Raw genomic sequence first — 23,881 nt, forward strand, 5'->3', positions numbered from 1 at the left:
ACCACCTACTCTGTTACAAGAGCATCAAGGAGTTTCACAAGATTTTGAAAATCTTCCAGTGAAATGTACTCTGCTTGGGAATGCAGATATTTCACCGCCAAAGTGATGGGTACCATCTTCGCTCCACTTTCAATCGCCACAGATCCATCTGTGCCGCCACCTGTTATGCCTACCTGAACAGGTATTTTGTGCGCTTGAGCTATACTCAAAATTTTCTTCATATGGTCATAACTTGCTACAGCGCTGTTGTCAACCATTCTGAGAACAGGTCCTTTCCCGCACGCGACATCGCCTGTAAGAGAAGAACAGCAGGCAAAGGAATCTATTGCATAACACAGATTTATATTGTGTCTTGACAGAAAAGCCCTCGCACCTTTCAGACCTATCTCTTCCTGAACGGTCCATACAAAGAAAACTCTTTTTTTGAGATTTTGATTCAAAACATTTCGGAGCACGTACAAACAGGCTAAGCAACCAAATCTATCATCTAGGGATCTGATCGATAGGTATCTGTTGTTTAAAACACTCACGTGTTTTTTAAAGACGGCAAAGTCCATCACTTTAACACCAAGTTCTTCTGCTTCGTGCTTATCGTGTGCTCCGATATCTATGCGTAGATTTTCCACTGACTGATTTGTTCCAAGATGTGGTGGTGCTATTCCAATCACTCCGTCGATGATACCTTTTTCTGTTACTACATCAAGATGTGCTCCAAGAAGCAGTCTGTCGTCAAATCCACCCATTTTTCTGAAGGTGAGTGAACCATCAGGTGTAATGCTCGTTATCATCAAACCGATTTCATCCATGTGTGCCATCAAGGCAATCGATTCATCTTTGTGCCCGATCTCAACGATCAGGTTTCCTATGTTGTCCACGGTGTAGTCAACGGGAAGGTGTGAAATGATGAGTTCTCTCACTTTTTCTTCTCTACCAGAAACACCTCTTGCCGTGCAAAACTCAACAAGATCTTTCACAAGATCGTCTTGCTGCACACAGATCACCTCAAGAGATATTATACCAGTTTGTTCGCTAAAAGAACATTTTCATTCGACTTTTTCAATCATAGAAAGAAGCTGTTTGAAGTACCTTCTGATTAGAAAGATCAGAGTGGCGGTTAATACAATCGGTAAGCCAAGTCCAATCAGATCAACCAGCAGTTCTTTTTTAAAGAATGACAGAAGCGAGTGTTTACTGTACATGTACATGACCAATGGTAAAACAGAACCTATGGTCAGTGCAAAAACGATACCTTCAACGGCAAAGACATGCAAGGTATTCAGTATCCTGGACGGATTATTTATGATATTCTTTTCTCTTTCTTTTATGAAAAAGTGTATGCCAAGAACTGCCGCAAATGCAAACATGACGAATACCACAGGAATGATGAAATAAAAAGTCCAGGAAAGTTTGAAATAGATCTGCAAAAAGATAGAGAGAATCATCGTCACTAATGAATAAAGACCGGCAGGGATGATCATCTTTGGCACAAGGATCTGGGAGATGGTCAATGGCATGATTTTTGCAAGCGGCCAGGCAAGAAATTCCTGTTTCATAAGCATTGCCGAGCTCATCGAAACATACATCGTACTTATGAATATCAATATGAAAAGAGGGCTCATGAAAGATTTTGTTGTAAATGAGAAGATCAAACCTATAGCTATTGGATAAATAATCATGAATACTCCTTGCTCATATCTGAAAAGAAGTCTCAAATCTTTCGAATAAACTCCAGTATGAGAGAGACCCTTCTCATGTTTTTTTATCACCGCTTTGTCCTCAAAAGAGATTTTTTCTGATACTTTCAACGATAAAGACCAGAGTGCAAAGGTTATGACAAAAAGCAAAATGATGTACACAGGATTGTCAAGGGAAAGTACGGGCCATACAAGCGGGTTGTATTCTGACAGCACTTTTTGCCCTGTTCTGGTCAAAAATGAAAAAGTAGTGGCGCCGATCTTTTGCGGTAATAACTGTGTTGCAACAAGGAACAAAACCACCGCAATTAAAATGGAAAAGAAATTCATCCTTCGCGCTGTTGATCTGTTCATCCAAATACCCACGACAGCTGCAATGAGGATTGAAAGAAAAATAAGAGCAAAGCACATGAGAAGAGCTGAAATAACTGAGATGAACAGATTTTTCCCAACACCTATGGCATACGCTGGCATGATGAAAAGATACATCACCACAGCAAAAGATTGAAAGATCAATGTGAGAACCGCCTGGTAAAAAACTATCGTTGATCGTCTCACGGGCATTGTTAAAAGAAGCTGTATCTCTTCATTTCTGACAAAAGAATTCACCAGACTCGGTACAAAAGAAAGAATGAACACACCCGCCATCATAACAGACCAGTCTGCGACAAAAATAGTCGCAAAGTTTATACCGTTGATATTGACATCTTTGTACACTTTGAAAAGATCAGCAAATAGAACTCCAATGGGAACTCCGTATCCAATCACGGCTATCAGCGGCAAAAGCAAACCGGATATGGATTTTCTGGTTTTGGTTGAAGATTTACTTGAAGAACCTTTCAGACCGTATTTGAGCAGTATTATTAACTCTCTCATCTTCTAAAGCTCCTTTACTATGGCTTCGATGTCCTTTTCATCGGCAGTCAGTTGAAGGAAAATATCTTCGAGACTTGCCTGTGTTTTGTTCGATGCACTTCTCAATTCTGCAAGTGTTCCTTCTGCAATGAGTATGCCCTTGTTGATTATCCCTATTCTTGTACACATCTTTTCTGCAATCTCAAGAACATGAGTGGTCATAAAAACGGTGCAGCCTTCGGAGGAATATTTCTGTAAAAGCATTTTCAGAATCTTTGCCGATTTGGCGTCCAGTCCTACCGTTGGCTCGTCTAAGAATAGAATCTGCGGTCTTCTCATTAAAACACTCACAAGATAGAGTTTTTGTTTCATACCGTGTGACATATCAGAGATCGTTTTTTCAAGGTAATTCACCTCAAAAGCTTGACACAGTTCTTCGATTCGTTCTTTTGTTTTTTTTCTATCCAGTCTGTAAATCTCAATTATGAAATCCAAAAACTCAAAACCTTTCAAATTGGGATATATCCTTGGTTCATCGGGAACAACGCCAATTCTCTTTTTTATCTCCAGCTCTTTTCTGTCAAGATCAAGACCGAGTATTTTCACCTGACCACTGGTTGGTTTCAGTGTTCCTGTCAGCATCCTTATAGTTGTCGTTTTTCCAGCACCGTTCGGTCCAAGAAAGCCATAGATCTCTCCTTCATTTATCGATAAGTTAATGCCATTAACCGCTCTGAAAGTGCCGAACTCTTTGACCAGATTTTTTGCTTCAACAGTGACATTCATTTTCATAACCTCCCGACTATAGTTTTTCTGCCGCTAAAGCCGCGAGTTTTGATCTTTCTCCTTTGGTCAGGGTGATGTGTGCAACCAGGGGATCTCCGATCATTCTCGAGGCAGCATAAACAAGCCCGTTGCTGTCTTTATCCAGATAAGGCGTATCGATCTGATATGGATCGCCAAGAAGTACTATCTTTGTGTTTTGTCCAGCTCTTGTGAGAATTGTTTTCACCTCATGTGGCGTTAGATTTTGTGCTTCATCAACGATTATGTACTGATCTGGTATGCTTCTTCCTCTGATAAAACTCAATGCGCTCAATTCCATTATTTCCTTTTTTAAGAATTCTTTCAGACTCATTTGAACACGGTCAAAAAGAAACTCGAGGTTGTCCATTATTGGTTGCATCCATGGCTGGAGTTTTTCTTCCAGCGAACCTGGAAGATACCCGACATCCTTTCCCATCGTGACCAGTGCGCGTGTGGCTATGATTTTTTTGAATTTTTTCTCTTTCAGAGTTTTTTCAAGTGCGCATGCAAGTGCTATCAGGGTCTTACCGGTGCCTGCAACACCAACGAGTGTCACCAGGTTCACTTCATCGTCAAGCAGAGCGTCCATCGCAAATAATTGTTGCTCGTTTAACGGGTTTATTCCCCACACGACGCTGGTCTGATTTATCAAAAGTTTTCTCGCAGATTTGTTTTTGATCTTGAAATAACCGTTGATTGCTTTGATGTATTCATTTTCTCTTGCATCGATCATCTGACCTTCCTCAATCTGCTGAGCCAGTTCACTGTATCCCGTTGTCAGAGAGGAAAGATTTGATCTGTCAGTTAAATAGTCCTGGGCTATGATGCCAAGCGCAGATGCCTTTACTCTGAGGCTTATATCCTTGCTGACGAGAATGGTCGGTACGGAGGAAGTCCGTCCCAATCTTAAAACATAAGCCAAAATCCAGTTGTCCAGGTATTTTTCAAATAGAAACTCCGGTGCTTCTCTGCGACCATCAGTTATGGTCATCACACTTATAGATCCACCGTCCGGTAATCTTACACCTTTGGACAGATCACCTATCGTTCTGAGCTTATCCAGTTCTCTTATAACCTCTCTTGCAGATCTACCAACAGAGTCAGATCTTCTCTTGAGTTTGTCCAGTTCTTCCAGTACCGGCAGTGGCAGTACGATGTTGTTATCTTCAAAGGAATAAATGGCGTGAGGATCGTGAATCAGAACATTGGTGTCAAGAACGTAGTTCTTCACCATTCCTGTCCCCTCCAGTTGTGAAGAATCTCCAGAATTTGTGGTTCACTGAGTTGCTGCATCATCTTTATAAAAACTTTTGCGGTTACAAGTGCATCGTCCAAGGCTCGATGTGATGGTTTCTGGTATCCAAATCTCTGTGCAAGCCAGCTCAAAGTTTTTTTCTCACCGAACAAAATTTTTGACATCTCACGAGTGTCGATGTAGTTTATCGTGGGAGGGAAAACACCTATTTCCTTGGCTGATATATCTATGAAAGTCAAATCGAATTCAGCACGATGAAATACCATGATGGATTTTCTCATGAAGGATCTGATCTTTTCAAACACTTCGTCGATCATCGGCGCTGTCTCAATGTCCTGATTGCTTATCTTATGTATTCTCTCGACAGTCGCTGGTATTTTTATTTTCGGATTGACGAGTGAGCTGTAAATAGATCTGTACAAGATCTTCTGTTTGTACACGGGAACCACGGCGATTTCAACAATTCTATCTCCACCAAAAGGATCTGTACCAGTTGTTTCTGTGTCCATCACACAGAATAGTTTATCCTGTAGGCTCAAGATTATCTTCCTTTCACATGTACGTCGATTTGTGGGAATGGAATAGTTATTTTCTGCGCATCGAATTGTTCTTTTATTCTTTTCGAAAGTGCATTGATGGCGTCAAAGTAATTTTCCCTTCTGACCCAAAAGAGCACTTCAAAATCAATTGAGGAACTACCAAATCCACTGAATACTATTGAATTACTGACATTTTGTTTTTCGACAAGTGGTTCTTCGTCAATGCATTTTTTGAGTATTTCAAGTACTTTTGACAGATCTGAATTGTATGATACAGAGACTTTCATGGATAACCTTCTGACCGGTCCTGGCCAGTAGTTTATCACCTTCTGATTCCAGACCTGCTTGTTTGGTATGACAACATTTTTTCCATCAAAGGTTCTTAAAATCGTATGATTGTAATTGACTATCTCGACAGTTCCAACCGTGCCATCGATTTCAATGACATCTCCTTCTCTCAACTTTCCTGTAAGGAGTACCAGGATACCAGACATGAGATTTGACAACGGTTCCTGAAAAGCCAAACCCACTATGAAACCACTCACGCCAAAAGCCGTCAAGTATGGTATCAAACTTATTCGCCAGATATTCAAAAAAACCATCAAGCTGATCAATGATATGATCGTTCCAATCAAAAGTTTGGCGGTATTCTTCATTTTGAATTCTTTACCGAGTCTTTCCATACTTTTGATTATTAGTCTGCACAGCAAGCGATAAATGGTGTAGCTAACCGCGACCAGTACTATTGATTGAATGATTTGCAAAAAAAGTTGTTTGGACACTTAAAACCACTCCCTGTATTCAATTGTACTACATATCACATCTGATCACAATTTTGCGTTATAATAGCAGTTGAGGCTCATTATCATACAAGGAGGATGAACAACCCGCATGGCGCTTCAGATATCCTCAAATAGAATTTACACGTTCATTTCAAGCTTCATAAGAGAATCGAGCAATGCGAAGGACCCGGAATCGCTTCTTCTTTCTCTCATAAGAATCGTTCAGAAATTCATCAACTGCCAGTGGGTTGCCGTACTGGACAAAGGCTTAAAACTGAGAAAGTCAGATGTGAACGGTATATCGATCGAGCAGGATTTACTCGATATGATCAAATGGTCTATTGAGAAAATGTCGCCGACTTCTTTTATAAAAGATCAATCGACTATTCTGATATTCCCACTGATGAAGACCGACAGGGTTTTGGGTGTTCTGATCATAGCAGCGAGTGAAGAGCCGGTTTTCGAGATATTCGAGCTTATTCGCACTCTTGCCTTTCTTTCAGCTGTGGTACTTGAAAATCTCGATCTGTACAAGTCACTCGAAAAACAGCATCAGATCGTAGAGGAGACCATGAACTATATGCAGCAGATATTCAATTCCTTTCCACAGATGATTGTCGTTTTCAACTCACAGCTAAATCCTGTCTTTTCAAATATCCAGTACCTGGAACGTGAACAGGATTTGAAACTGACTGAGGCGATCAAAAAAATTGCAAATAATGTGCTGACAACGGGTTCTCGGCAGGTGAGCGAGGTAGAGTCTCACGGAGCTTTTTATTCAATAATAGCGGAAAAAATCGAATACGAAGGTGAAGCACAGGTATTGATATCCATAACAGATGTGACAAACACCAAAGAACTGGAAAAACTCAAAGCGATCGACAAGCTCAAAACGGATTTTGTTGCGAGTGTTTCTCATGAACTCAGGACACCGCTTGCAGCAATTAAAGCTTATTCGGAAACTATACTTTCGAGTTTGAATGATCTTGACAAAGACACTCTAAATGACTTTATCCAGGTTGTGTACAAAGAGAGTCTCCATTTAGAGAGCTTGCTGGACGAACTGCTTGACTTTGCGAAGATTGAACAAAAAGCCATGACCCTTGAAAAGACGAAATTTGATTTAACAGAGCTCATTAAAGAGGTTGTACAGTCAATGATGGAATTTGCGAAGGGCAAAAATGTGAGGCTTGAATGTGATGTAAATGAACCTATTTTCATATCAGCGGACAAGAAAAGAATCAGACAGGTACTGATAAATCTTGTGAGCAACGGTGTGAAGTACAGCAAAGAAAACTCAAATGATAAGTTCGTGAATATCTCAGCAAAAAACAACGGAAAATTTGTTTTGATATCTGTCCGTGACAACGGAATAGGTATACCAGAGGAATATCAGCAAAAAGTCTTTGAGAAATTCTTCAGGGTTGGTTCTGCACTCGATTATAGAACGGAAGGCGCTGGAATAGGTCTGACCATAACAAAAGAAATTGTTGAACTGCACGGGGGTAAGATCTGGTTAGAGAGCAAAGTTAACCAAGGAAGTACATTCTATGTCCAACTGCCAGCAGGAGAGTGAAGTATGGAGTTACAGGATATTTTGATAAAGATAGATGAACTTCCAACACCTGATCCAATTGTTCAAAAGATCGTATCTGTTGCATCGGATCCCGATGCATCTGCAAAAGAACTTGCAGATGTCATCAGGCTGGATGCGAGTTTATCTGTTCGCATATTGAGGCTTGTAAATTCAGCCTATTATGGTCTTCCGCGCAAAATAGTGGCACTGAACGAAGCTATAATGATCCTTGGTTTTAAAACTGTGAGAAACATAGCTTTGAGTATTTTCACGTACAGTTCTGTTTTGAAAAACAAAAAAACGTCTGGTATTGATCATTACCAACTGTGGAAACATTTTCTGGGTACAGCGGTTGGTTGTGAACTGCTCGCTCAGATGGTGGGATATCCCAACAAGGAAGAGTTGTTTATATCTGGATTGCTGCACGATATAGGAAAAGTAGCACTCGATTACATATTCCCTGAGGCTTTCAGCGCCGTTACAAAGCTCACAAAAAACCTGCAAATCTCTTTTTTGCAAGCAGAAGACAGGTTGAACCTACCAAATCACGCCATTGTGAGTGGAAAGATGATAGAAAGGTGGAATCTTCCTGAGATTGTCGTTCACTCTGCAAGTGGCCATCATGCACCAAACAATTTTTCAGAATCAGTTTATTCAGACGTGGTGGCTATCGTTCACATAGTCGATTTTCTTGTAAACTTAATGAGGTATGGTGATTCTTACACATACGGCGGTCTGACCTTATCATCTTTTGCTTTGAATGTGCTTGGTATAAAACCGAGTTTTTTGAAAAACCTTGCAGACAAATTGAAGATTCGTCTTGCGGAGGCTGAAGATTTCTTGAAAATAGAACAGGAGGTGTCTTAAATGAGACCTGATTACAGAAAAGCCATGATTGAATCTGAGATCACAAAATTAATTACCGAGGCATTGCGTGAGGCAAAAGATCCAAGATTGAAAGATCTATTGATAACTATTTCTCGTTCGGAACTTTCAAATGACAAAAGATTTGTCGATATCTACGTGAGCGTCATGGGAGATAGAGAAGAGAGAGCCAGAATCGTTGAGTATTTGAACAAGATCAAGGGATATTTCAGAACATATCTGGCTAACAACTTGGATCTTTACACAGCACCACAGGTGAGGTTCAAAGAGGATCCAGGAATAGAAGCGAGTGTGAGAATACAGGAACTTCTCGATAAGATCAAGGAGGAAAAAGATCGGTGAGCAAATCAGGAGTTCTGCTGGTTGATAAACCAGAAGGACCAACTTCACACGATGTCGTCAATCAACTCAGGAAAATACTGAAGATGAGAAGGATCGGGCACGCAGGAACTCTCGATCCTTTTGCGAGTGGATTGTTGATATTGGGGATCGGTAATGGGACCAGAATCCTTGAATATTTGATGAATCACAACAAAGTCTATCAGGTCAAAATGCGACTTGGTATCATCACAGATACCTTTGATATCACCGGAAAAGTCGTGGAACAAAGACCTGTTAACTGCTCAACAGATCAGATACTGGCAGCACTTAAATCTTTTATCGGAACGTATACTCAGATTCCTCCAGCCTATTCTGCCAGGAAATACAAAGGCGAGAAACTTTATGAACTTGCAAGACAGGGCAAAATAATAAGACTGCCGCCAAAGCAGGTAACTGTGTACAGAATAGAAGATATCGTGATCGATAAAAACGACATCTTTTTCACAACTGAAGTCAGCGCCGGCACGTATATACGTTCACTGTGCATGGACATAGGTTATTTGCTGGGTTGTGGTGCGACAACGCTGAAACTCAGAAGAGTTTCTATAGGTCCGTTCAAAGTCGATGAAGCTATTGATATCTTCAAAGTCGATCAATCAGAGATACTCGATCATTTGCTGAACCTGTCAGATGTACTCAGTATGCCCAAGGTTCGTGTGAAAGAGTGCGGCTATGAAAAAATACTCAACGGTAATGCACTGAGAGTGAATGATGTGGAAGAATTCGAAGAATTCCCCAAGAATTGTTTGGTACAGATAATATACAAAAATCAGCTCATCAGTATAGCGAAATCTGAACGCGCTTCGACATTTGTAAGAACTCTGATTGAACAGAATCGAAATGAACCGCTGTTCAAACCAATAAAGGTCCTGAAGGAGAATTGAGAATGACAAAATACGTGATGACAATAGGTGTATTTGACGGTGTTCACATGGGACATCAGCAATTACTCAACACCGTCAAGCAAAATTCGGTGAAATACGGATACAAAAGCAAAGCTTATGTCATTTCCTATCCTTTTGAATACTTTTCCGATGATTTTGACGGTCTCATCATGCCTTTAACTGCAAGGGTTCTGCAGATATCCAAATTCGTCGACGAAGTTGAAGTACTCGATCTTCTTGAGATTAAAGACATGACTGCAGAGGAGTTTTTCGACAGATACATAGTCCAAGATTGTTCTTTTTTAATCGTGGGAGAAGATTTCAGATTCGGAAAAGGCGCATCAGCGGATGTTGCAAGATTAAAGCAAATGTGTGACATAAATGCGATCAATTTTGAAGTTTTTCCACAAGTACTCGATTCGAAAAATAGAAGGATAAGTAGTTCTTTGATAAGAAAGCTCATCAAAAACGGTGATTTACTGGAAGCTTCAAAACTTCTGGGTAGGGATTTTTCGATCTATGGATTTACTCAAGAAACAGCCGAAAGAGTTGTTTTTGTAAACATCGACGATAGGATCGTCAGACCAGCCAAGGGAGTTTTTCAAGCGTTTGAAAAAAATTTCAAGATGAACGGTATTGTGAGATTCAATGACAGGATTGCCTTTGTCTGTGAAAATTTTCGTGCTGCTTCTCATACCGCACTGGAGATAGTCTTGTCTGAAAGGCAAGAGGGGGATGAAAGATGAGAGTTGGTGTTGTAACTGGCACAAATAGTTCGAGCCCTTACAATTTCTTTGTCAGGCTTTATCAGGAGAATAACCGTCCCGTACACATGCTGCAGATAGACGATATAGTGAAGGTCGTTTTTTCGTACAAACCATACGGTGAAATAATCTATTATGGTGTAGTGACGGAAATAAATGCTCGATGGGATTTTGGACTTGTTTCAGGATATGAAGAAGAGATAGCACTTAAAGGTTTGTTACCGGCCTTTCCCATATACATTGCCACGGTGACAACGACACGCATGCTTCGCGTTGAAAAAGGTAAGATGACCTCAGACGCTCCGCAGGTTCCACCACCACCGGGTACAGAGGTCATGATAGCCGAAGGTGATGAAACCAACATCGCTCTTGGATTTGACGAGTTGATCAAACAGAATGTGGCTGTGCCGATAGGTACTTTCAGAAACGGGAGACCAGCTTATGCGGATGTGAGATATATACTTGGAGAAAACGGTGCGCACATAAATATTTCAGGTCAGTCCGGTGTGGCTTCAAAAACTTCCTATGCAACCTTCCTGGTCAGGTCATTTCTTGATACGGGCAGGAAGTTGAAAGATAAAAATGAACTCATGGGATATTTGTCACGCTCAAGGTTCATCATTTTCAACGTCAAAGGTGAAGGATTGCTCTTTTTAGACAGGTGGTCTAAGGACTGGAAAAACCTCGAAAAAGAAGAGCAGGGAAGGCACTGGAAGAAAATGTACGAGTCAATGGGTATTCGACCAGAGCCTTTTGAAAAAGTATCATTTTATGCACCAAGAAGATCGAAAAAAAGCACAGCGCCGTGGTCAAACAAAAGATATGATAATGTCTTTTCATACGGCTGGGACTGCATAGATATCTTTAAAATGGGACTTTTTGAGCTCATGTTCGATCCTGAAGAACTTGAGGTCAATCAAAATCTTCAGTTGGCAGTAACCACTGTGCAGGAATTTTTCTACGAAAGGTTTGAAAAAGCCGTTGAAGTGGCTGCTAAATTCTGTGAAAAGAATTCCTGTCTTCCTTCTACAAATGATGGTGAGATAATACTCAGAACCGCAATTGCAAATGGTTTTGATATCAAGGTACAGGCTGGTCTTCCTGAACAGATAGATGACTTAATAAAAATGTTTTCATCGGATGAAGAATTTTCAAAAAAAATCGAAGAGGAATTGAGAGGAAAATCCACTGTTATGGCAATGCTGAGAAGATTGAAATCCGTTAAAAACATCGGTATGGACCTGATCTGGATTCCGACGAGTTTTCTATCGGCGAAAACCGGTATCAGTGAACAGCATAAAATAAACTGGGATCATCCCGGTCAGATCACCGTGATTGATATTTCAAAACTCAGACCAAGGATTCAATCTTTCGTCGTTGGTGCTGTACTCGTTGAAGTGATGCGCTCTCGTGAGGAAAAAACTGATCAGGATCCTGTTTTCATATTCCTCGATGAACTGAACAAATACGCTCCAAGACACGGTGGAGGACCGCTTGGAAATCTGTTCAGAGATATAGCAGAACGCGGTCGATCTTTCAGGGTGATAATGATTGGTGCGGAACAAACCGCTTCCGAAGTTGATTACAGAATAATAACTCAATCATCGACGACCGTTGTTGGAAGACAAAAGGGTGCAGAACTGGAAAAACCCGAATATTCGCATTTGACTGCCGAACAAAAAGAACGCGCGGCTTTGTTGCAGCAGGGAGAAGTAATCGTCGACCAGCCGTTCATGAGAATACCGATAACCGTCAGTTTTCCTCTACCAGCCTGGTGTACAAGAGAAGATGGGTACTATACTTTTGACGAAGAAAAAACAAAGCAGATAGAAGATAGACTTTATGGTCGGTAAAAAGATGCAATTGGTAATGGGATCTACGAGCATTCAGGTCCTGATATATTTAATTGTTTCCCTGATATTCATCTCTATAGCGGCTGTTATTTTGGAAACTGTCATAACACACGCCAGAACGACCGTTGAAAGAATAGACAAGGAAATAGATTTTTTCATGGCTATTGATTTTGTCAGAAGAGACTTCTGGTTTCATTCAATTTCAATCGGTACTGTCTCCAAAGATGGTACCGCATTTACTTTCAAAGAAAAGATAGGTCAAGTTGAGAAAAAGGTGAGCTATATCGTGGAAAAAACTGGTGATCTGTATCAGCTCAAAAGGGTTGCCAACGATGGGGTCAATGTCATCTACAAATCAAAAAATGCCATATTTTTTTCTGAGCCGGTTCAAAATATATGGGCAATACATCTTGAAGGTTTTCAGTTCGAGATGGTCAATGCCACTCCAACAGAACTGATGAGTAAACTCTACGGCAATCAGGTGAGAACGCCGGATTTTCTTCTTCCCAAATTGATCGAGGTGAAAGACAAATGAATTATTTTTCCTCTATCTTTGGTTTCTCGATCAACTTCACCTTTCTCTTGAATTCTTTTATGTTCATCTCTTTCAATATCAAACTTCCAAGAAAATATTGAAATGGTAACCAGGTAACATGTCCTGTGGGGATGATGTATCTTTTGGGTTTTCCAAGAGCGTTCCAGAGGATTTTTCTGGTTCTCAATGGTAGTGCTCTGTCAAATAAAGCTTCGATGAAGGTTATTCTTTCTGTTTGCACGAATTTTGCATAAGCGATGGGATCAACTTTCAATATCGGGTGGATTGATGAATTTATCATATCCTGTATATTTTCAAAAGAATCGAGCCTTTTGATATCTTTTTCAAAGACTTCCAAAAACCAGTTCTTGTCGTTCATCCTATATTCCCTGCCAAGTCCCTTGCTGATATCTCTTCGAAAATACGCAAGCGTTGGTGAGTACCACATCAACGTGGCTATGTCTCCTCCCGAAGTTATGACGATCGTTTTGCGAAAATCATTCCTCAGTGCACTGAGAATCACCGAGATCATACCACCCAAACAGTAACCAACAAGACAGTTATTTTCATGCCACAAGCCTTTTTCCTCTGCGATACGAAGTGTGGTGAGCACATCGACAATGGCATGTTCCCAGAAATGAACCATTTTCTCTACGTCTGTGGAAAAGTATTCTCTACCGCTAACCGAACCATCGGCAGTTCGTGTGAGATTACCCGGCAGGATGGGAAGAAAGACCCTGACACCGGCATTCGCTATGTGTATGCCCATCCACAACAAAAAAGGGATATTCATCGTTCCAAGTCCATGAAGAAGCATCAAAGAACCGACGGGGTTTTCTTTGGGCTCAACATGGTAAACCTCCACCGTCTCTGTACCAGGCAAGGGGTGTTCGTAGAGCGTTTGAAATTTGATCAGTGATACTCTAAAACTCTTTCCTTTCATTATATACCCACTTGAAATCTTAGGTGATCTGTATTCAAAGTCAAAACTGACCATCGAAATTACCCTTTCTTTTTAAAAGAGCACTTTCTTGCTATTTCGAACAGCACTATTCCAGCACTTACAGAAACATTCAATGAATCTATCGACGAAAACATTGGTATACTGATCAATTGATCGCACCTTTCTTTGACAAGCCTGCTCAAACCCTCTCCTTCATTCCCAAAAACCACAGCAACTGGCGGCACGAATTTTTCCTCAAAGAGATTCTTACCCTGCATATCTGCACCGTAAACCCAGTATCCGCGCTTTTGCAATTTTTCAATCGTGCTGACCAAATTAGTCACAACAACAATCGGTATTCGAAAAACTGTACCAGCAGAGACTTTTACAACGGCTGCTGTTACCTTGGCTGAGCGGTCTTTTGTGATCACAACAGCACTCGCACCGGCACCAACGGATGTCCTGATGATTGCACCAAGATTGTGCGGATCAACAACGTGGTCGAGTAAAACTATCAGATCTCCATCAAGAGCAGTCTCATCGCTGTACTGAAAATCCAGATCTATCACAATACCCTGGTTTTTTTCTTCTCCGCAGAGTTTCTCCAGATGTTTCGATGTCGTGTATGTATATGGATAACCATTTTCCCTGAGCAACTGCTCGATGAGCCTGAATTTACCATCATCGCTGTCTTTAAGATAGACCTTCTTAACAGGATAATGTGTTCTTATTATTTCATCCAAAACGCTTTTACCGTACACAATCATTCTCTTGACCTCCTCCCAATCCCCTAAAGGGAATGGGATTCTTAGCAGCTCGTTCAGGCTGCCTTCCATGGAGCAGTAGATGCTCCATGACCACGGAGGTGTGGGGTGAATCTCACACCTCTGGCGGGTGCCAAGCCCGCTACTACCTGGGAATTCCCAGGATATCCTGATGGTTTCTTCTGAAACAGTTCATGCCGAATCTACATAGTATGTTCTACTCTCCATATACAATGGTAGCACAGTTTAAATAATTAACCGACCCATTACCCTTCCCCTAAAGAAGAAGGGCTTGCGGGGTTGGTTTTTCTGTCATTCTCCAGTGTGATCTGAATCAGTTCTGCCAGTCTATCGTGATCCTGGGACAGATAGAGAAATCCCAAAAGGGCTTCAAATGCGGTACTCTTTCTGTATAAAGGATCATTACCGTGTTTTTTTGCGGCTTTACTGTTGATTGCCCTTTTCACCAAGGATAATTCCGTTTCGTTGAGTAATCCCATCAATTTATCAAGGCTTTTTGCCTGTCCATTTTTTGAGACTATCTGGTTCACTTTGCTGTGAATTTTGTCAACTCTTCCCAAATTCAGGTACCTGGTTCTGCAGTATAAAGAATACACTGCATCGCCAATATAAGCAATCGTTGAAATAGGTAACTGTGATATCTTCAGTGTATTATCTTCCACTTTCAATCACCTTTCTCAAAGCCACTTCGTCTAAGTACAGTCTGTTTAATCTATCCTGTTCAAAAACATACCTTTTGAATCTTCTTTCTTTCAAATTTTGCAAAACTTTCGTTTCTCTTCTTGCAATAAGATACTGCTGTTTGAGATCTTCTTCCTGTTTTTTGAGCTGATCAAGTTGCTCGTACAGTTTTTTTATGTAAATCTTTTCCATGTCTATGTATGTGAACCACTGGCTGATCTGAGCGCCTGATATACCTTTTGATGAATTTTGAAGCATTGATTTGTAAAGACCGTGCAGAAGATTTTCAGCAGAATCGATCTGATTTTGCAGATCTTTAATTTTCATTCTGACAGATGAGAGCTCCATTTTTATTTGATTTTCCTGTGATATCTTCAATTTCAATAATTTATCCAGCCTGAATTTAAACAGCCAGATCACCCTCTGATATTATAACGCCACTTGTTCAATCTTCTGACCATGTTGTTTTTGAGAATAAATGATACACCGTTTGTGTGATAGAATTTTACTGATACATCGGGGGTGATCTATGTTGTCTTTTGACTTTGTGGATTTCAAGATGACAAAAGAAGGACTTGTTTTGGTGATAAAAGACTACCAGGACATTGAAACAGTCATTCACCAACTCGGTTCGCGTATATCCCAGATGAGCGGTTTTTTTGCCACCGGCGATAAGATCATGTTGATGATTGAAAACAACGAGAAACACTCTCAGGATATGCCAAAGATAATTTCTGCTTTGAAAAAAATGGGGCTGGAGGTTTCCCAGATATTGATGGGTGCCACTTCGGGTGAAAATATAAATGTGCATGGAAGAATGAAGATGGTCGAGGAAGGTGAAACAAAATCTGGTACAAAGGTTGTCAAAAAAAATCTTAGATCCGGACAGGCGTTGATTCATTCTGGTGATGTCATTGTAATAGGAAATGTTCATTCCGGTGCTGAAATCATGGCAGGTGGTTCGATAGCCGTCTTTGGTGATGTAAAAGGCGTCCTGCGTGCAGGGCTAAACGAAGGTGAACAGGCAGTGATAGCGGCATTATCCATACACCCATCGCTGATCCAGATCTCAGGTTATATACTCAGGGAAATAGAACCATTTGATGAACCTGTTGTGATACACGTGAAAGACAATAAGATTGTCGTGCAAAAAGCAAAAGATGTAAAATTTCAATAAGGGAGTGGTGAAATTGGATGTGAAAGAGTTGATAAAAGAACTTTCAGCTCTGGACGGTCCTTCTGGTTATGAAGAAGCCGTTTTGAAAGTTATAGAAAAAAAGATCGAACCTTTTGTCGACAGAGTCTTTTACAACAAGGTTGGCACGTTGATCGCAGAAAAAAAAGGAACTGGCAGGGGTAAGCTTGGCATTTTTGCCCATGCAGATGAAATTGGGCATGTTATAACCAAGATAGAAAATGGGCTTTTTGCGAGGTTGGAAACGATCGGCGGAGTAGATCCAAAGATCATGTTTGCGCAAAAAGTGAAGATCTACACAAAAAAAGGAATTGCAAGGGGAGTCATCGGTGTTCTTCCTCCTCATCTTCAAAAAGAAGAACACAGAAACAAAGTGCCAGACTTTGACAAAATTTTCGTGGATCTGTCCTGCAGTGAGCTCGGTGAGTACGTATCAGTTGGAGATATATGTGTTGTTGATATGAAACCCGTTGAACTCAACGGCAAGTTGTGTGGAAAGGCGATGGATAACAGAGCAGGCTGTGCCTCTCTGATTCTCGCAGCCAGTTTATTACAAACCATAAAAAATTATCAGGATGTTTATTTTATCTTCTCAAGTCAGGAAGAAGTTTCCGGTCCTGGTGCTGTGTCGATTGCGTATGAACTCATGCTCGATAGAGCAATAGTGGTGGATGTAACTCATGGCGATGTAAAAATCCCCCAATTTGTGCAGATCAAGCTCGGTGAAGGACCTGCTCTTTGTATAGGACCGGTAATCGACAGGGAATTTCAATCATTATTGTCTGAAATTGCTCAAAAGAACAACGTTAGAACACAGATCGAACCAGCTCCCAATAGATCCGGGACAGACACAGACGAGGTACAGCTTGCAGGCAGTGGCATACGCACAACCCTTGTGTCTATTCCTCTGTTGTACATGCACACACCTGTTGAGGTTGTTGATCCAAAAGATGTCCAGGAAACATCAAGGCTTCTGGCTTTGGCAACAACGATCGCATGAAGGAGGGATGACTTTGTACCTGAAAGAATTGACAGAACTCGATGGAGTGTCAGGTAATGAGCACCAGGTAAGGGAATTCATATATCAGAAGATAAAGGACAAAGTCGATGAAATAAAAGTGGATGTGCTTGGTAATTTGATAGCATATAAAAAAGGAACAAAAGGCAGAAGAAAAATTGTTCTGGCGGCACATATGGATGAGGTTGGTTTCATGGTGACAAACATCGAAGATGATGGAACCCTGGCTTTCGCTCCAGTCGGTGGTGTTGAAACGCAGGTCATGCCAGGTAAGATTGTTCGTATCAACGGCAAGGTGCTTGGTGCAATCGGATACAAAGCCATTCACGTACAGGATAAAGAGCAAATACTCAAACCACCATCGATGGAGCAACTGCGCATTTATATCGGAGCAAAATCAAAAGACGAAGCATCAAAACAGGTCAAACTGGGTGATTATGTTGCCTTCACCACCAGTTATGAACAGGAGAATGGAAGGGCAATAGGCAAAGCTTTTGACGATCGAGCTGGATGTTCTGTTTTGATCGATCTTGTTGAAAAAAATGATCGCTATGAAGATGATGTGTACTTTGCCTTTGTTGTTCAGGAGGAAGTTGGGCTCAGAGGCAGTGCCGTTGTGAACCAGCAGATACATCCAGATATAGCAATAGTAATAGAGGGAACTACTGCCGGTGACGATCCAGAATTACCAGAGTATCAATGGGCAACACATCTCGGTGAAGGTCCAGCGATTACTTTCATGCACAGAGGATATGTTGTGAACAAAAAAATCTATGAATCAATAATAAAAGTGGCTCAGAAGTATTCAATCGCTCATCAGGCGAAAAGAAGAACGGCTGGAGGAACGGACGCAGCGCGTTTTGCGAGAACTGGCGCAGGTACTGCAGCCGGTGTTGTGTCTGTCCCTTCACGGTACATTCACAGTCCAGTTTCTATGATTGATCTGAACGATTACAATAACACAGTTCTTCTTTTACAAAAAATTCTTGAAGAAGGGGAGGCATTTGCAAAATGATAGATCTCATCAAGAAATTGACAGAGGCGTATGGACCGAGTGGTAGAGAAGAAGAGGTACACAATTTAATTCTTCATGAGTTAGAAGGGTATATAGACGGTTACAAATTCGACAACGTTGGAAACCTTCTTGTATGGAAAACAGGTACGAGTGGAAAGAAGGTTCTATTCGATGCGCATGCCGATGAAATAGGACTTGTCGTCACGAATATAGATGAAAGGGGTTTTTTGAGAGTTGAAAGTGTTGGAGGGGTTCCACCCCATGCTTATGTTGGACACAGAGTGAGGTTTTTAAATGCCATAGGTGTTGTTTATGTTGAGGGAGAAACGGAGGAAGAGCGAAAAAAGAATTTCACGAATCTGAGTCTGGACAATATGTTCGTTGATATTGGTGCAAAAAGCAAAGATGAGGCAATGAAGCTGGTACCCATAGGATCTTTTGGTGTTTACGATTCTTATTTTTACAAAAACGGCGACCTGTTGATCAGCAAAGCCATGGATGACCGAATAGGTTGTGCCGTCATTGTTGAGATCTTCAAGAGAATCAAAAAGCCTCATAACACGATCATAGGATCGTTCACCGTGCAAGAGGAAACGGGTCTTGTAGGAGCATCGGTTGCCGCTTATTCTCTGGTACCGGATGTTTGTATTGCAATTGACGTCACTGACTCATCGGATTATCCAAAATCTTTCAAAAGACACTCGATGGCGCTTGGAAAAGGACCAGCAATTAAGATCAAAGACAGAGCTTCAATCAGCAACAGAAGTATCGTGGAAAAACTCGTACAGATCGCCGAGCAGGAGAAGATTCCATATCAGATGGAGGTACTCACATTTGGTGGAACAAATGCCGCTGTACTCCAAAAAACCAGGTCTGGTATACCTTCTGCCACAGTATCGATCGCCACAAGGTATGTGCATTCTCCAAGTGAAATTGTTTCCCTGAAAGATGTTGAGAACACCGTGGAACTACTCGTAAATTATGCGGGGAAGGGAGTGTAAAAGTGCCGAAAGGTCAAATAAGATTGACCGAAAATCAGGCTCGAATACTCGCAATATTGATAATCGCATTGAGTATCGGTTTTGTCAGTTTTACACTCGCGACATTCTTCATCCTGAAAAGCCGGTCCAATATTCAAGTAGAGATAGTCGAAGTGCCTCCACCAAAAATCGAAGTGCCGGTCAGTGCAAGTACATCGACTGAGTCCACGGTAGAATATGTAACTCCTTCTATCTACAGGATAGAAGAATTCGATTACAAAAAACTCATAACTCAAGCGACAGAAGTGATTGAGAAAGGTGCAAACCTGTCGGTTTACATTCTACAATCAGATGATGCTTTGAAGATCATCAAAGGTTCCAATCTTGGGTTTGTGATTTGCCAGTACACAAAAGACACTTATACAGTTGGAGTTGTTGGTGATTACACCTTTGGGAATTTAACACCTATGCGCACTCTTTACGGAGTACTCGTGTTGTCTGTTGTAAACAAAGAAAGCGCTCTGGAAAAGATGTTGGCTTTCAGGAGTGCGGGTTATCCTGCCTATTTGATGCATTTTTTGCGTGAAGGACGCGACTGGTATTCTCTTGTCATCGGAGCCTTCAGTGATGTCAACAGTGCTGAGGATTTCAACAAAAAGCTGAACTGGACAGAGGTCATGAAAATTGCAGGTACTCAGCGACCGGGATATGTAGGGAGGATAACACCTTGAAATTCTCTGTGAGTGAGAAAAGATTGATTTTTCTGTCTTTCGTCGGCTTGATAATTCTTCTGGGCTTTGCACTTGAAAACAGTTACAAAAAGGAAGAAAAAAGTACAGATCAAGCAACTCAAAGAAAAACCATTGAGTTTCCCATAGACATCAACACGGCTTCATACGAAGAGCTGCTTGAGATACCCGGAATCGGTCCGGCGAAGGCAAGAGCCATAATTCAATTCAGAGAGCAGAACGGTCCATTCAGAACGATCAACGACCTGGTAAAGGTATCTGGAATAGGTATATCCACGGCTCAGAGAATCTCAAGCTTTTTGAAGCTTGAAAATTCTCCTGCTGTGAATGTTAAGAAAATCAATGTAAACACAGCTGACCTTGATGAACTCTCGGAACTTCCAGGTATAGGAGAAGTCAAAGCCAGTGAGATCATAAAATTTAGAGAGAAAAACGGAGCTTTTAAAAAAGCAGAAGATCTTCTCAAAGTACCGGGAATCGGTCCAAAGACAATCGAGAAAATAAGAGATATGATTGTATTCTGAGGAGGTGCTTGTGTGAAAAACACAACTGTGCTTTTGGCAGCTTTAGTTCTCATGATGATGCTGTTATTACTCTATGGAGCCACTCAGCAAAATGCGAAGATAGTCTTCGTTGATGTGAACAGGGTAACTCAGGAATATCCAAAAATGGTTGAGCTCAACGAACGCTACAAAGCAGATTTTCAGTACTATCAGAACAAACTCAATGAAATGACAAAAGAGTACGAAAACATGCAAAAATCGGGAGCATCCCAGGCAGATCTGGAAAAGAAACAGCAAGAGATACTTACAAGAAAACAGCAATACGAACAGCTTCTTCAAAATGAGTATCAACCGAAGATGCAGCAGGTGATCGATGAGATAGCCGGCAAGATAGATAAATACGCAAAGATGATGGGTTATGATTACATTCTCAACAAACAGGTACTCGTTTATGGTGATGACGCGTATGATGTCACTGATCAACTCATAAAATATTTGAAAGCGCAATGAACAGGATCGAATGCCATGGACTTGTAAAAAAGTTCAAAAGAAAAGTCGTTGTCGATCATGTGGACCTCTATGTTGATCAGGGTGAGGTTGTAGGTCTTTTGGGACCAAATGGTGCTGGTAAGACAACGATCTTCAACATGGTTCTGGGAGTTGTCATTCCCACGAGCGGTAAAATAATGTTTTCAGGTATGGATATCACCAAGGTCCCAATAAGCCACAGAGCAAGATTTGGCATAACGTATCTTCAACAGGAGACATCGGTTTTCGGTGGCATAAAAGTTTTTGAGAATATCGAGCTGGTTCTGAGGTTCTACGAAAAAGATAAACACAAAAGAAAATCGAAAGTTGAAGAGTTACTCAAAGAGTTTGGTATATGGGAACTGAGAGATCAATACGCAGGTGATCTGTCAGGAGGAGAAAAAAGAAGACTGGAGCTGGCAAGAATGATGGCACTCAACCCGTCGTTTTTGTTGCTCGACGAACCTTTTGTTGGCATAGATCCAAAAACCGTGAAAGATATACAGCAAATGATTAGATCTCTCAAAAAAAGAAACATAGGGATAATAGTGACAGATCATACGGTCAGCGCTTTGTCAGAGGTCGTTGATCGCCTTTATATCATCCACAAAGGCAGGATAATAGCCCAGGGAGAACCGCATGAAGTACTTGAAAACAGCACAGTCAAGGAGGTTTACCTTGGCATATGAACGTCGGCGTTGTTGGATATTCAGGCTCTGTTGACTTGCCATTTATCAAAAGAATCGAGCAGATCTGTGTTGATCTGGGTCAATCCCTTGCCAGGAAAGGTCATACGGTCTTTTGTGGTGGCAGGGACGGCGTAATGGAACTCGTTTCAAAGGGTGTTAAAAGCGCGAATGGTACGGTTGTCGGTGTACTTCCATACGGTGAGATGGGAAATGATCACCTTTCTCTGAGATTCAAGACGCCTTTTGACAACATAACCCGTTCTTTGATACTTGTCGAAAACTGCGATGTGATTATTTCAATTGGTGGAGAGATCGGGACCGCCATAGAAGTGCTTGTCGCTTACGCAAAGTCCAAACCGATAATACTCTTAACTGGCACAGGCGGCTGGACCGATCGATTCTCACAGATTCTCATCGAAGGTAAATATCTCGATTCAAGGAAAAATACCGTTGTTATGAGAGCAAACACCGTTGAAGAAACCATCAATATGATTGAGGAAATCAGGAGGCAGATAAAATGAGCGAAGTGAGACTCAGATTTGCGCCAAGTCCAACGGGTTATCTTCATGTTGGCGGAGCAAGAACCGCACTCTTTAACTGGCTATATGCCAGAAAGATGAATGGAAAATTCATTCTCAGGATAGAAGATACAGATCTTCAAAGGTCAACAAAGGAATCTGAAAAAGCGATCATCGAATCTTTGAAATGGTGTGGTATCGACTGGGATGAAGGTCCAGATGTCGGTGGAGAATTTGGTCCATACAGACAGAGCGAACGTGTTCTTAAAGGGATATACGACCAGTATGCTCGAGTTCTGATTGAAAAACAGATGGCTTATTACACAGTTTATGATAAAACAGACAGAAAAAAACCCATCCTGAACACATACGATTATCCAAAAGAATACATTCAGCAAGGTCACGATATAACGATTTCTTTCAAGGTACCGGATGGGACCACCAGATTTTACGATCTTTTGAAAAAAGACATGGAATTTCAAAATTCAACGATAGAAGATTTCGTGATCATAAAATCTGATGGCTTTCCAACTTATAACTACGCAGTTGTGATTGATGATCATCTAATGAAAATCACCCATGTTTTTAGAGGGGAAGACCATCTTTCCAACACACCAAAACAGATAATGATATACAACGCTCTTGAATGGGAAACTCCGCAGTTCATGCACATACCGTTGATACTCGGTTTTGACAGAACTCCATTGAGCAAAAGGCACGGTGCCACTTCCGTTGAATATTTCAAAAACATTGGGATACTGAGCAAAGGACTGATGAATTATCTTGCCCTGCTTGGCTGGAGTGTGGCAGAGGAAGAAATCTTCGATGTAAAAGAAAAGCTCAAGAGCTTTGATCCATCGAGCATATCCAATAAAGGTGTTGTTTTCGACCCAGAGAAACTCGAGTGGGTAAATGGCAAGCACATGAGAATGATGAACATCGAACAGCTTTGGAATGAGTTTGTCGAATGGATTCGCTCTACTGAAAGGAAAATGCCGCAAAGTGAACAAGAATACGCACTCAAAGTGATATCGATCTGCAGGGAAAAAGTCAATACGTTGTCACAGCTGTACGATCTTGCTTATCCATTTTTCTTCGATGATTACATTTATGAAGAAAAATTCATTGAAGAGTATCTCAAAGCTCCTTATGCAAAAGATCTTCTGAACAGAGCACTTGAATCTTTTGCCCAGCTACAAGACTGGTCTGTTCAGGGCACTGAAAAGGTCTGCAGATCACTTTCAGATCTTCAAATAGCATCTAAGAGCAAGGTATTTCAACTGCTTAGAGGTGCGGTGACTGGTAAACTCGTCACTCCAGGTCTTTTTGAAACTCTCTCTTTGCTGGGTAAAGAACGCGTTATCTCGCGCATCGAAAAAGCCATATCATACCAAAGCTGAGCCATCAGGCTCAGCTTTTTTACGCACTGGTGGTATAATGATCAAAACACACATCCTTGGGAGGGAT

The 23,881-nt window shown here is 41.2% G+C and carries 27 protein-coding genes; 17 read left to right on the forward strand and 10 right to left on the reverse strand.

The features are described 5' to 3' along the window. Positions 1-5: 5 nt before the first annotated feature. Genes AC4E92_RS05480 through AC4E92_RS05505 form a run of 6 tightly spaced genes read right to left on the reverse strand, consistent with a single transcriptional unit; the run spans position 6 to position 5,932 of the window. A complete protein-coding gene (locus AC4E92_RS05480; RefSeq protein WP_490239588.1) occupies positions 6-992 on the reverse strand; it encodes a M42 family metallopeptidase in 987 nt (328 codons plus the stop codon). Between the two features lie 51 nt (positions 993-1,043). Beyond that, entirely contained in the window at positions 1,044-2,570 is a 1,527-nt protein-coding gene (locus AC4E92_RS05485) for a hypothetical protein (RefSeq protein ID WP_490239589.1), read from the reverse strand. A gap of 3 nt (positions 2,571-2,573) precedes the next feature. Beyond that, positions 2,574-3,341 carry an ABC transporter ATP-binding protein gene (locus tag AC4E92_RS05490; protein WP_490239590.1) on the reverse strand — a complete coding sequence of 256 codons (768 nt, stop codon included), beginning with the start codon at positions 3,339-3,341 and terminating at the stop codon, positions 2,574-2,576. A gap of 10 nt (positions 3,342-3,351) precedes the next feature. Further along, complete coding sequence (locus AC4E92_RS05495) at positions 3,352-4,590, reverse strand: PhoH family protein (RefSeq protein ID WP_490239591.1); 1,239 nt, start codon at positions 4,588-4,590, stop codon at positions 3,352-3,354. Further along, a complete protein-coding gene (locus tag AC4E92_RS05500) occupies positions 4,584-5,150 on the reverse strand; it encodes a 3'-5' exonuclease (protein ID WP_490239592.1) in 567 nt (188 codons plus the stop codon). The genes AC4E92_RS05495 and AC4E92_RS05500 overlap by 7 nt, the downstream gene beginning before the upstream one ends. Before the next feature lie 2 nt (positions 5,151-5,152). Then, the gene (locus tag AC4E92_RS05505) at positions 5,153-5,932 is read right to left on the reverse strand and encodes a mechanosensitive ion channel family protein (RefSeq protein ID WP_490239593.1); all 780 of its coding nucleotides are present in this window, start codon (positions 5,930-5,932) and stop codon (positions 5,153-5,155) included. Positions 5,933-6,041: 109 nt separating this feature from the next. Here AC4E92_RS05505 and AC4E92_RS05510 point away from each other — a divergent pair, with 109 nt between their 5' ends. Genes AC4E92_RS05510 through AC4E92_RS05540 form a run of 7 tightly spaced genes read left to right on the forward strand, consistent with a single transcriptional unit; the run spans position 6,042 to position 12,810 of the window. Further along, positions 6,042-7,508: a sensor histidine kinase gene (locus tag AC4E92_RS05510; RefSeq protein WP_490239594.1), complete on the forward strand. Its 1,467-nt coding sequence runs from the start codon at positions 6,042-6,044 to the stop codon at positions 7,506-7,508. Between the two features lie 3 nt (positions 7,509-7,511). Further along, positions 7,512-8,375, forward strand: coding sequence for an HDOD domain-containing protein (locus AC4E92_RS05515; protein WP_490239595.1), 864 nt, complete (start codon positions 7,512-7,514; stop codon positions 8,373-8,375). Next, entirely contained in the window at positions 8,376-8,735 is a 360-nt protein-coding gene (gene rbfA / locus AC4E92_RS05520; protein ID WP_490239596.1) for a 30S ribosome-binding factor RbfA, read from the forward strand. Continuing rightward, positions 8,732-9,658 carry a tRNA pseudouridine(55) synthase TruB gene (gene truB / locus AC4E92_RS05525; protein WP_490239597.1) on the forward strand — a complete coding sequence of 309 codons (927 nt, stop codon included), beginning with the start codon at positions 8,732-8,734 and terminating at the stop codon, positions 9,656-9,658. The genes rbfA and truB overlap by 4 nt, the downstream gene beginning before the upstream one ends. Positions 9,659-9,660: 2 nt before the next feature. After that, on the forward strand, positions 9,661-10,404 hold the full coding sequence (locus AC4E92_RS05530; protein ID WP_490239598.1) for a hypothetical protein: 744 nt from the start codon (positions 9,661-9,663) through the stop codon (positions 10,402-10,404). Next, entirely contained in the window at positions 10,401-12,275 is a 1,875-nt protein-coding gene (locus AC4E92_RS05535; RefSeq protein WP_490239599.1) for an ATP-binding protein, read from the forward strand. Before AC4E92_RS05530 ends, AC4E92_RS05535 begins: the two co-directional genes overlap by 4 nt. Then, positions 12,265-12,810: a hypothetical protein gene (locus tag AC4E92_RS05540; protein ID WP_490239600.1), complete on the forward strand. Its 546-nt coding sequence runs from the start codon at positions 12,265-12,267 to the stop codon at positions 12,808-12,810. The genes AC4E92_RS05535 and AC4E92_RS05540 overlap by 11 nt, the downstream gene beginning before the upstream one ends. Position 12,811: 1 nt before the next feature. Here the strand turns inward: AC4E92_RS05540 and AC4E92_RS05545 are convergent, their stop codons facing one another. The 4 genes from AC4E92_RS05545 to fliJ form a co-directional block, all read right to left on the reverse strand. After that, positions 12,812-13,807, reverse strand: a complete 996-nt coding sequence (locus tag AC4E92_RS05545; protein WP_490239601.1) for an alpha/beta hydrolase — start codon at positions 13,805-13,807, stop codon at positions 12,812-12,814. A gap of 5 nt (positions 13,808-13,812) precedes the next feature. Then, on the reverse strand, positions 13,813-14,520 hold the full coding sequence (gene rlmB / locus AC4E92_RS05550) for a 23S rRNA (guanosine(2251)-2'-O)-methyltransferase RlmB (protein WP_490239602.1): 708 nt from the start codon (positions 14,518-14,520) through the stop codon (positions 13,813-13,815). A 263-nt stretch (positions 14,521-14,783) separates the two neighbouring features. Continuing rightward, positions 14,784-15,200: a Mini-ribonuclease 3 gene (locus AC4E92_RS05555; protein ID WP_490239685.1), complete on the reverse strand. Its 417-nt coding sequence runs from the start codon at positions 15,198-15,200 to the stop codon at positions 14,784-14,786. Next, positions 15,190-15,639, reverse strand: coding sequence for a flagellar export protein FliJ (gene fliJ, locus AC4E92_RS05560; protein WP_490239603.1), 450 nt, complete (start codon positions 15,637-15,639; stop codon positions 15,190-15,192). The genes AC4E92_RS05555 and fliJ overlap by 11 nt, the downstream gene beginning before the upstream one ends. Before the next feature lie 109 nt (positions 15,640-15,748). On the opposite strand from fliJ, the gene minC reads away from it, so the two are divergent. The 10 genes from minC to gltX are packed head-to-tail and all read left to right on the forward strand — an operon-like array spanning position 15,749 to position 23,814. Beyond that, complete coding sequence (gene minC / locus AC4E92_RS05565) at positions 15,749-16,396, forward strand: septum site-determining protein MinC (RefSeq protein ID WP_490239604.1); 648 nt, start codon at positions 15,749-15,751, stop codon at positions 16,394-16,396. A 19-nt stretch (positions 16,397-16,415) separates the two neighbouring features. Further along, positions 16,416-17,414: a zinc-binding metallopeptidase family protein gene (locus AC4E92_RS05570; protein ID WP_490239686.1), complete on the forward strand. Its 999-nt coding sequence runs from the start codon at positions 16,416-16,418 to the stop codon at positions 17,412-17,414. Between the two features lie 13 nt (positions 17,415-17,427). Continuing rightward, the gene (locus AC4E92_RS05575; RefSeq protein WP_490239605.1) at positions 17,428-18,447 is read left to right on the forward strand and encodes a M42 family metallopeptidase; all 1,020 of its coding nucleotides are present in this window, start codon (positions 17,428-17,430) and stop codon (positions 18,445-18,447) included. Further along, positions 18,444-19,448 carry a M42 family metallopeptidase gene (locus tag AC4E92_RS05580; RefSeq protein WP_490239606.1) on the forward strand — a complete coding sequence of 335 codons (1,005 nt, stop codon included), beginning with the start codon at positions 18,444-18,446 and terminating at the stop codon, positions 19,446-19,448. The genes AC4E92_RS05575 and AC4E92_RS05580 overlap by 4 nt, the downstream gene beginning before the upstream one ends. Before the next feature lie 2 nt (positions 19,449-19,450). Continuing rightward, positions 19,451-20,158, forward strand: a complete 708-nt coding sequence (locus AC4E92_RS05585; RefSeq protein WP_490239607.1) for an SPOR domain-containing protein — start codon at positions 19,451-19,453, stop codon at positions 20,156-20,158. Further along, on the forward strand, positions 20,155-20,700 hold the full coding sequence (locus AC4E92_RS05590; RefSeq protein ID WP_490239608.1) for a ComEA family DNA-binding protein: 546 nt from the start codon (positions 20,155-20,157) through the stop codon (positions 20,698-20,700). Before AC4E92_RS05585 ends, AC4E92_RS05590 begins: the two co-directional genes overlap by 4 nt. A gap of 12 nt (positions 20,701-20,712) precedes the next feature. Then, positions 20,713-21,189 carry an OmpH/Skp family outer membrane protein gene (locus tag AC4E92_RS05595; protein ID WP_490239609.1) on the forward strand — a complete coding sequence of 159 codons (477 nt, stop codon included), beginning with the start codon at positions 20,713-20,715 and terminating at the stop codon, positions 21,187-21,189. Next, the gene (lptB, locus tag AC4E92_RS05600; RefSeq protein WP_490239610.1) at positions 21,186-21,896 is read left to right on the forward strand and encodes an LPS export ABC transporter ATP-binding protein; all 711 of its coding nucleotides are present in this window, start codon (positions 21,186-21,188) and stop codon (positions 21,894-21,896) included. The genes AC4E92_RS05595 and lptB overlap by 4 nt, the downstream gene beginning before the upstream one ends. Beyond that, positions 21,893-22,417, forward strand: coding sequence for a TIGR00725 family protein (locus AC4E92_RS05605; protein WP_490239611.1), 525 nt, complete (start codon positions 21,893-21,895; stop codon positions 22,415-22,417). Before lptB ends, AC4E92_RS05605 begins: the two co-directional genes overlap by 4 nt. Continuing rightward, positions 22,414-23,814 carry a glutamate--tRNA ligase gene (gene gltX, locus AC4E92_RS05610; RefSeq protein WP_490239612.1) on the forward strand — a complete coding sequence of 467 codons (1,401 nt, stop codon included), beginning with the start codon at positions 22,414-22,416 and terminating at the stop codon, positions 23,812-23,814. Before AC4E92_RS05605 ends, gltX begins: the two co-directional genes overlap by 4 nt. Positions 23,815-23,881: the final 67 nt, after the last annotated feature.

The sequence above is a fragment of the Pseudothermotoga sp. genome (assembly GCF_031962025.1).
Taxonomy (GTDB): Bacteria; Thermotogota; Thermotogae; order Thermotogales; family DSM-5069; genus Pseudothermotoga_B.

What these genes read in the sequence shown, in the direction of transcription:
- AC4E92_RS05545 (WP_490239601.1), bottom strand. Translation starts at nt 13,807, where the DNA reads ATGGTCAGTTTTGACTTTGAATACAGATCACCTAAGATTTCAAGTGGG.
- AC4E92_RS05580 (WP_490239606.1), top strand. Translation starts at nt 18,444, where the DNA reads ATGATAGATCTCATCAAGAAATTGACAGAGGCGTATGGACCGAGTGGT.
- AC4E92_RS05605 (WP_490239611.1), top strand. Translation starts at nt 21,893, where the DNA reads ATGAACGTCGGCGTTGTTGGATATTCAGGCTCTGTTGACTTGCCATTT.
- minC (WP_490239604.1), top strand. Translation starts at nt 15,749, where the DNA reads ATGTTGTCTTTTGACTTTGTGGATTTCAAGATGACAAAAGAAGGACTT.
- AC4E92_RS05495 (WP_490239591.1), bottom strand. Translation starts at nt 4,590, where the DNA reads ATGGTGAAGAACTACGTTCTTGACACCAATGTTCTGATTCACGATCCT.
- AC4E92_RS05510 (WP_490239594.1), top strand. Translation starts at nt 6,042, where the DNA reads ATGGCGCTTCAGATATCCTCAAATAGAATTTACACGTTCATTTCAAGC.
- AC4E92_RS05485 (WP_490239589.1), bottom strand. Translation starts at nt 2,570, where the DNA reads ATGAGAGAGTTAATAATACTGCTCAAATACGGTCTGAAAGGTTCTTCA.
- lptB (WP_490239610.1), top strand. Translation starts at nt 21,186, where the DNA reads ATGAACAGGATCGAATGCCATGGACTTGTAAAAAAGTTCAAAAGAAAA.
- AC4E92_RS05540 (WP_490239600.1), top strand. Translation starts at nt 12,265, where the DNA reads ATGGTCGGTAAAAAGATGCAATTGGTAATGGGATCTACGAGCATTCAG.
- rbfA (WP_490239596.1), top strand. Translation starts at nt 8,376, where the DNA reads ATGAGACCTGATTACAGAAAAGCCATGATTGAATCTGAGATCACAAAA.
- AC4E92_RS05490 (WP_490239590.1), bottom strand. Translation starts at nt 3,341, where the DNA reads ATGAAAATGAATGTCACTGTTGAAGCAAAAAATCTGGTCAAAGAGTTC.
- rlmB (WP_490239602.1), bottom strand. Translation starts at nt 14,520, where the DNA reads ATGATTGTGTACGGTAAAAGCGTTTTGGATGAAATAATAAGAACACAT.
- AC4E92_RS05515 (WP_490239595.1), top strand. Translation starts at nt 7,512, where the DNA reads ATGGAGTTACAGGATATTTTGATAAAGATAGATGAACTTCCAACACCT.
- AC4E92_RS05530 (WP_490239598.1), top strand. Translation starts at nt 9,661, where the DNA reads ATGACAAAATACGTGATGACAATAGGTGTATTTGACGGTGTTCACATG.
- AC4E92_RS05535 (WP_490239599.1), top strand. Translation starts at nt 10,401, where the DNA reads ATGAGAGTTGGTGTTGTAACTGGCACAAATAGTTCGAGCCCTTACAAT.
- gltX (WP_490239612.1), top strand. Translation starts at nt 22,414, where the DNA reads ATGAGCGAAGTGAGACTCAGATTTGCGCCAAGTCCAACGGGTTATCTT.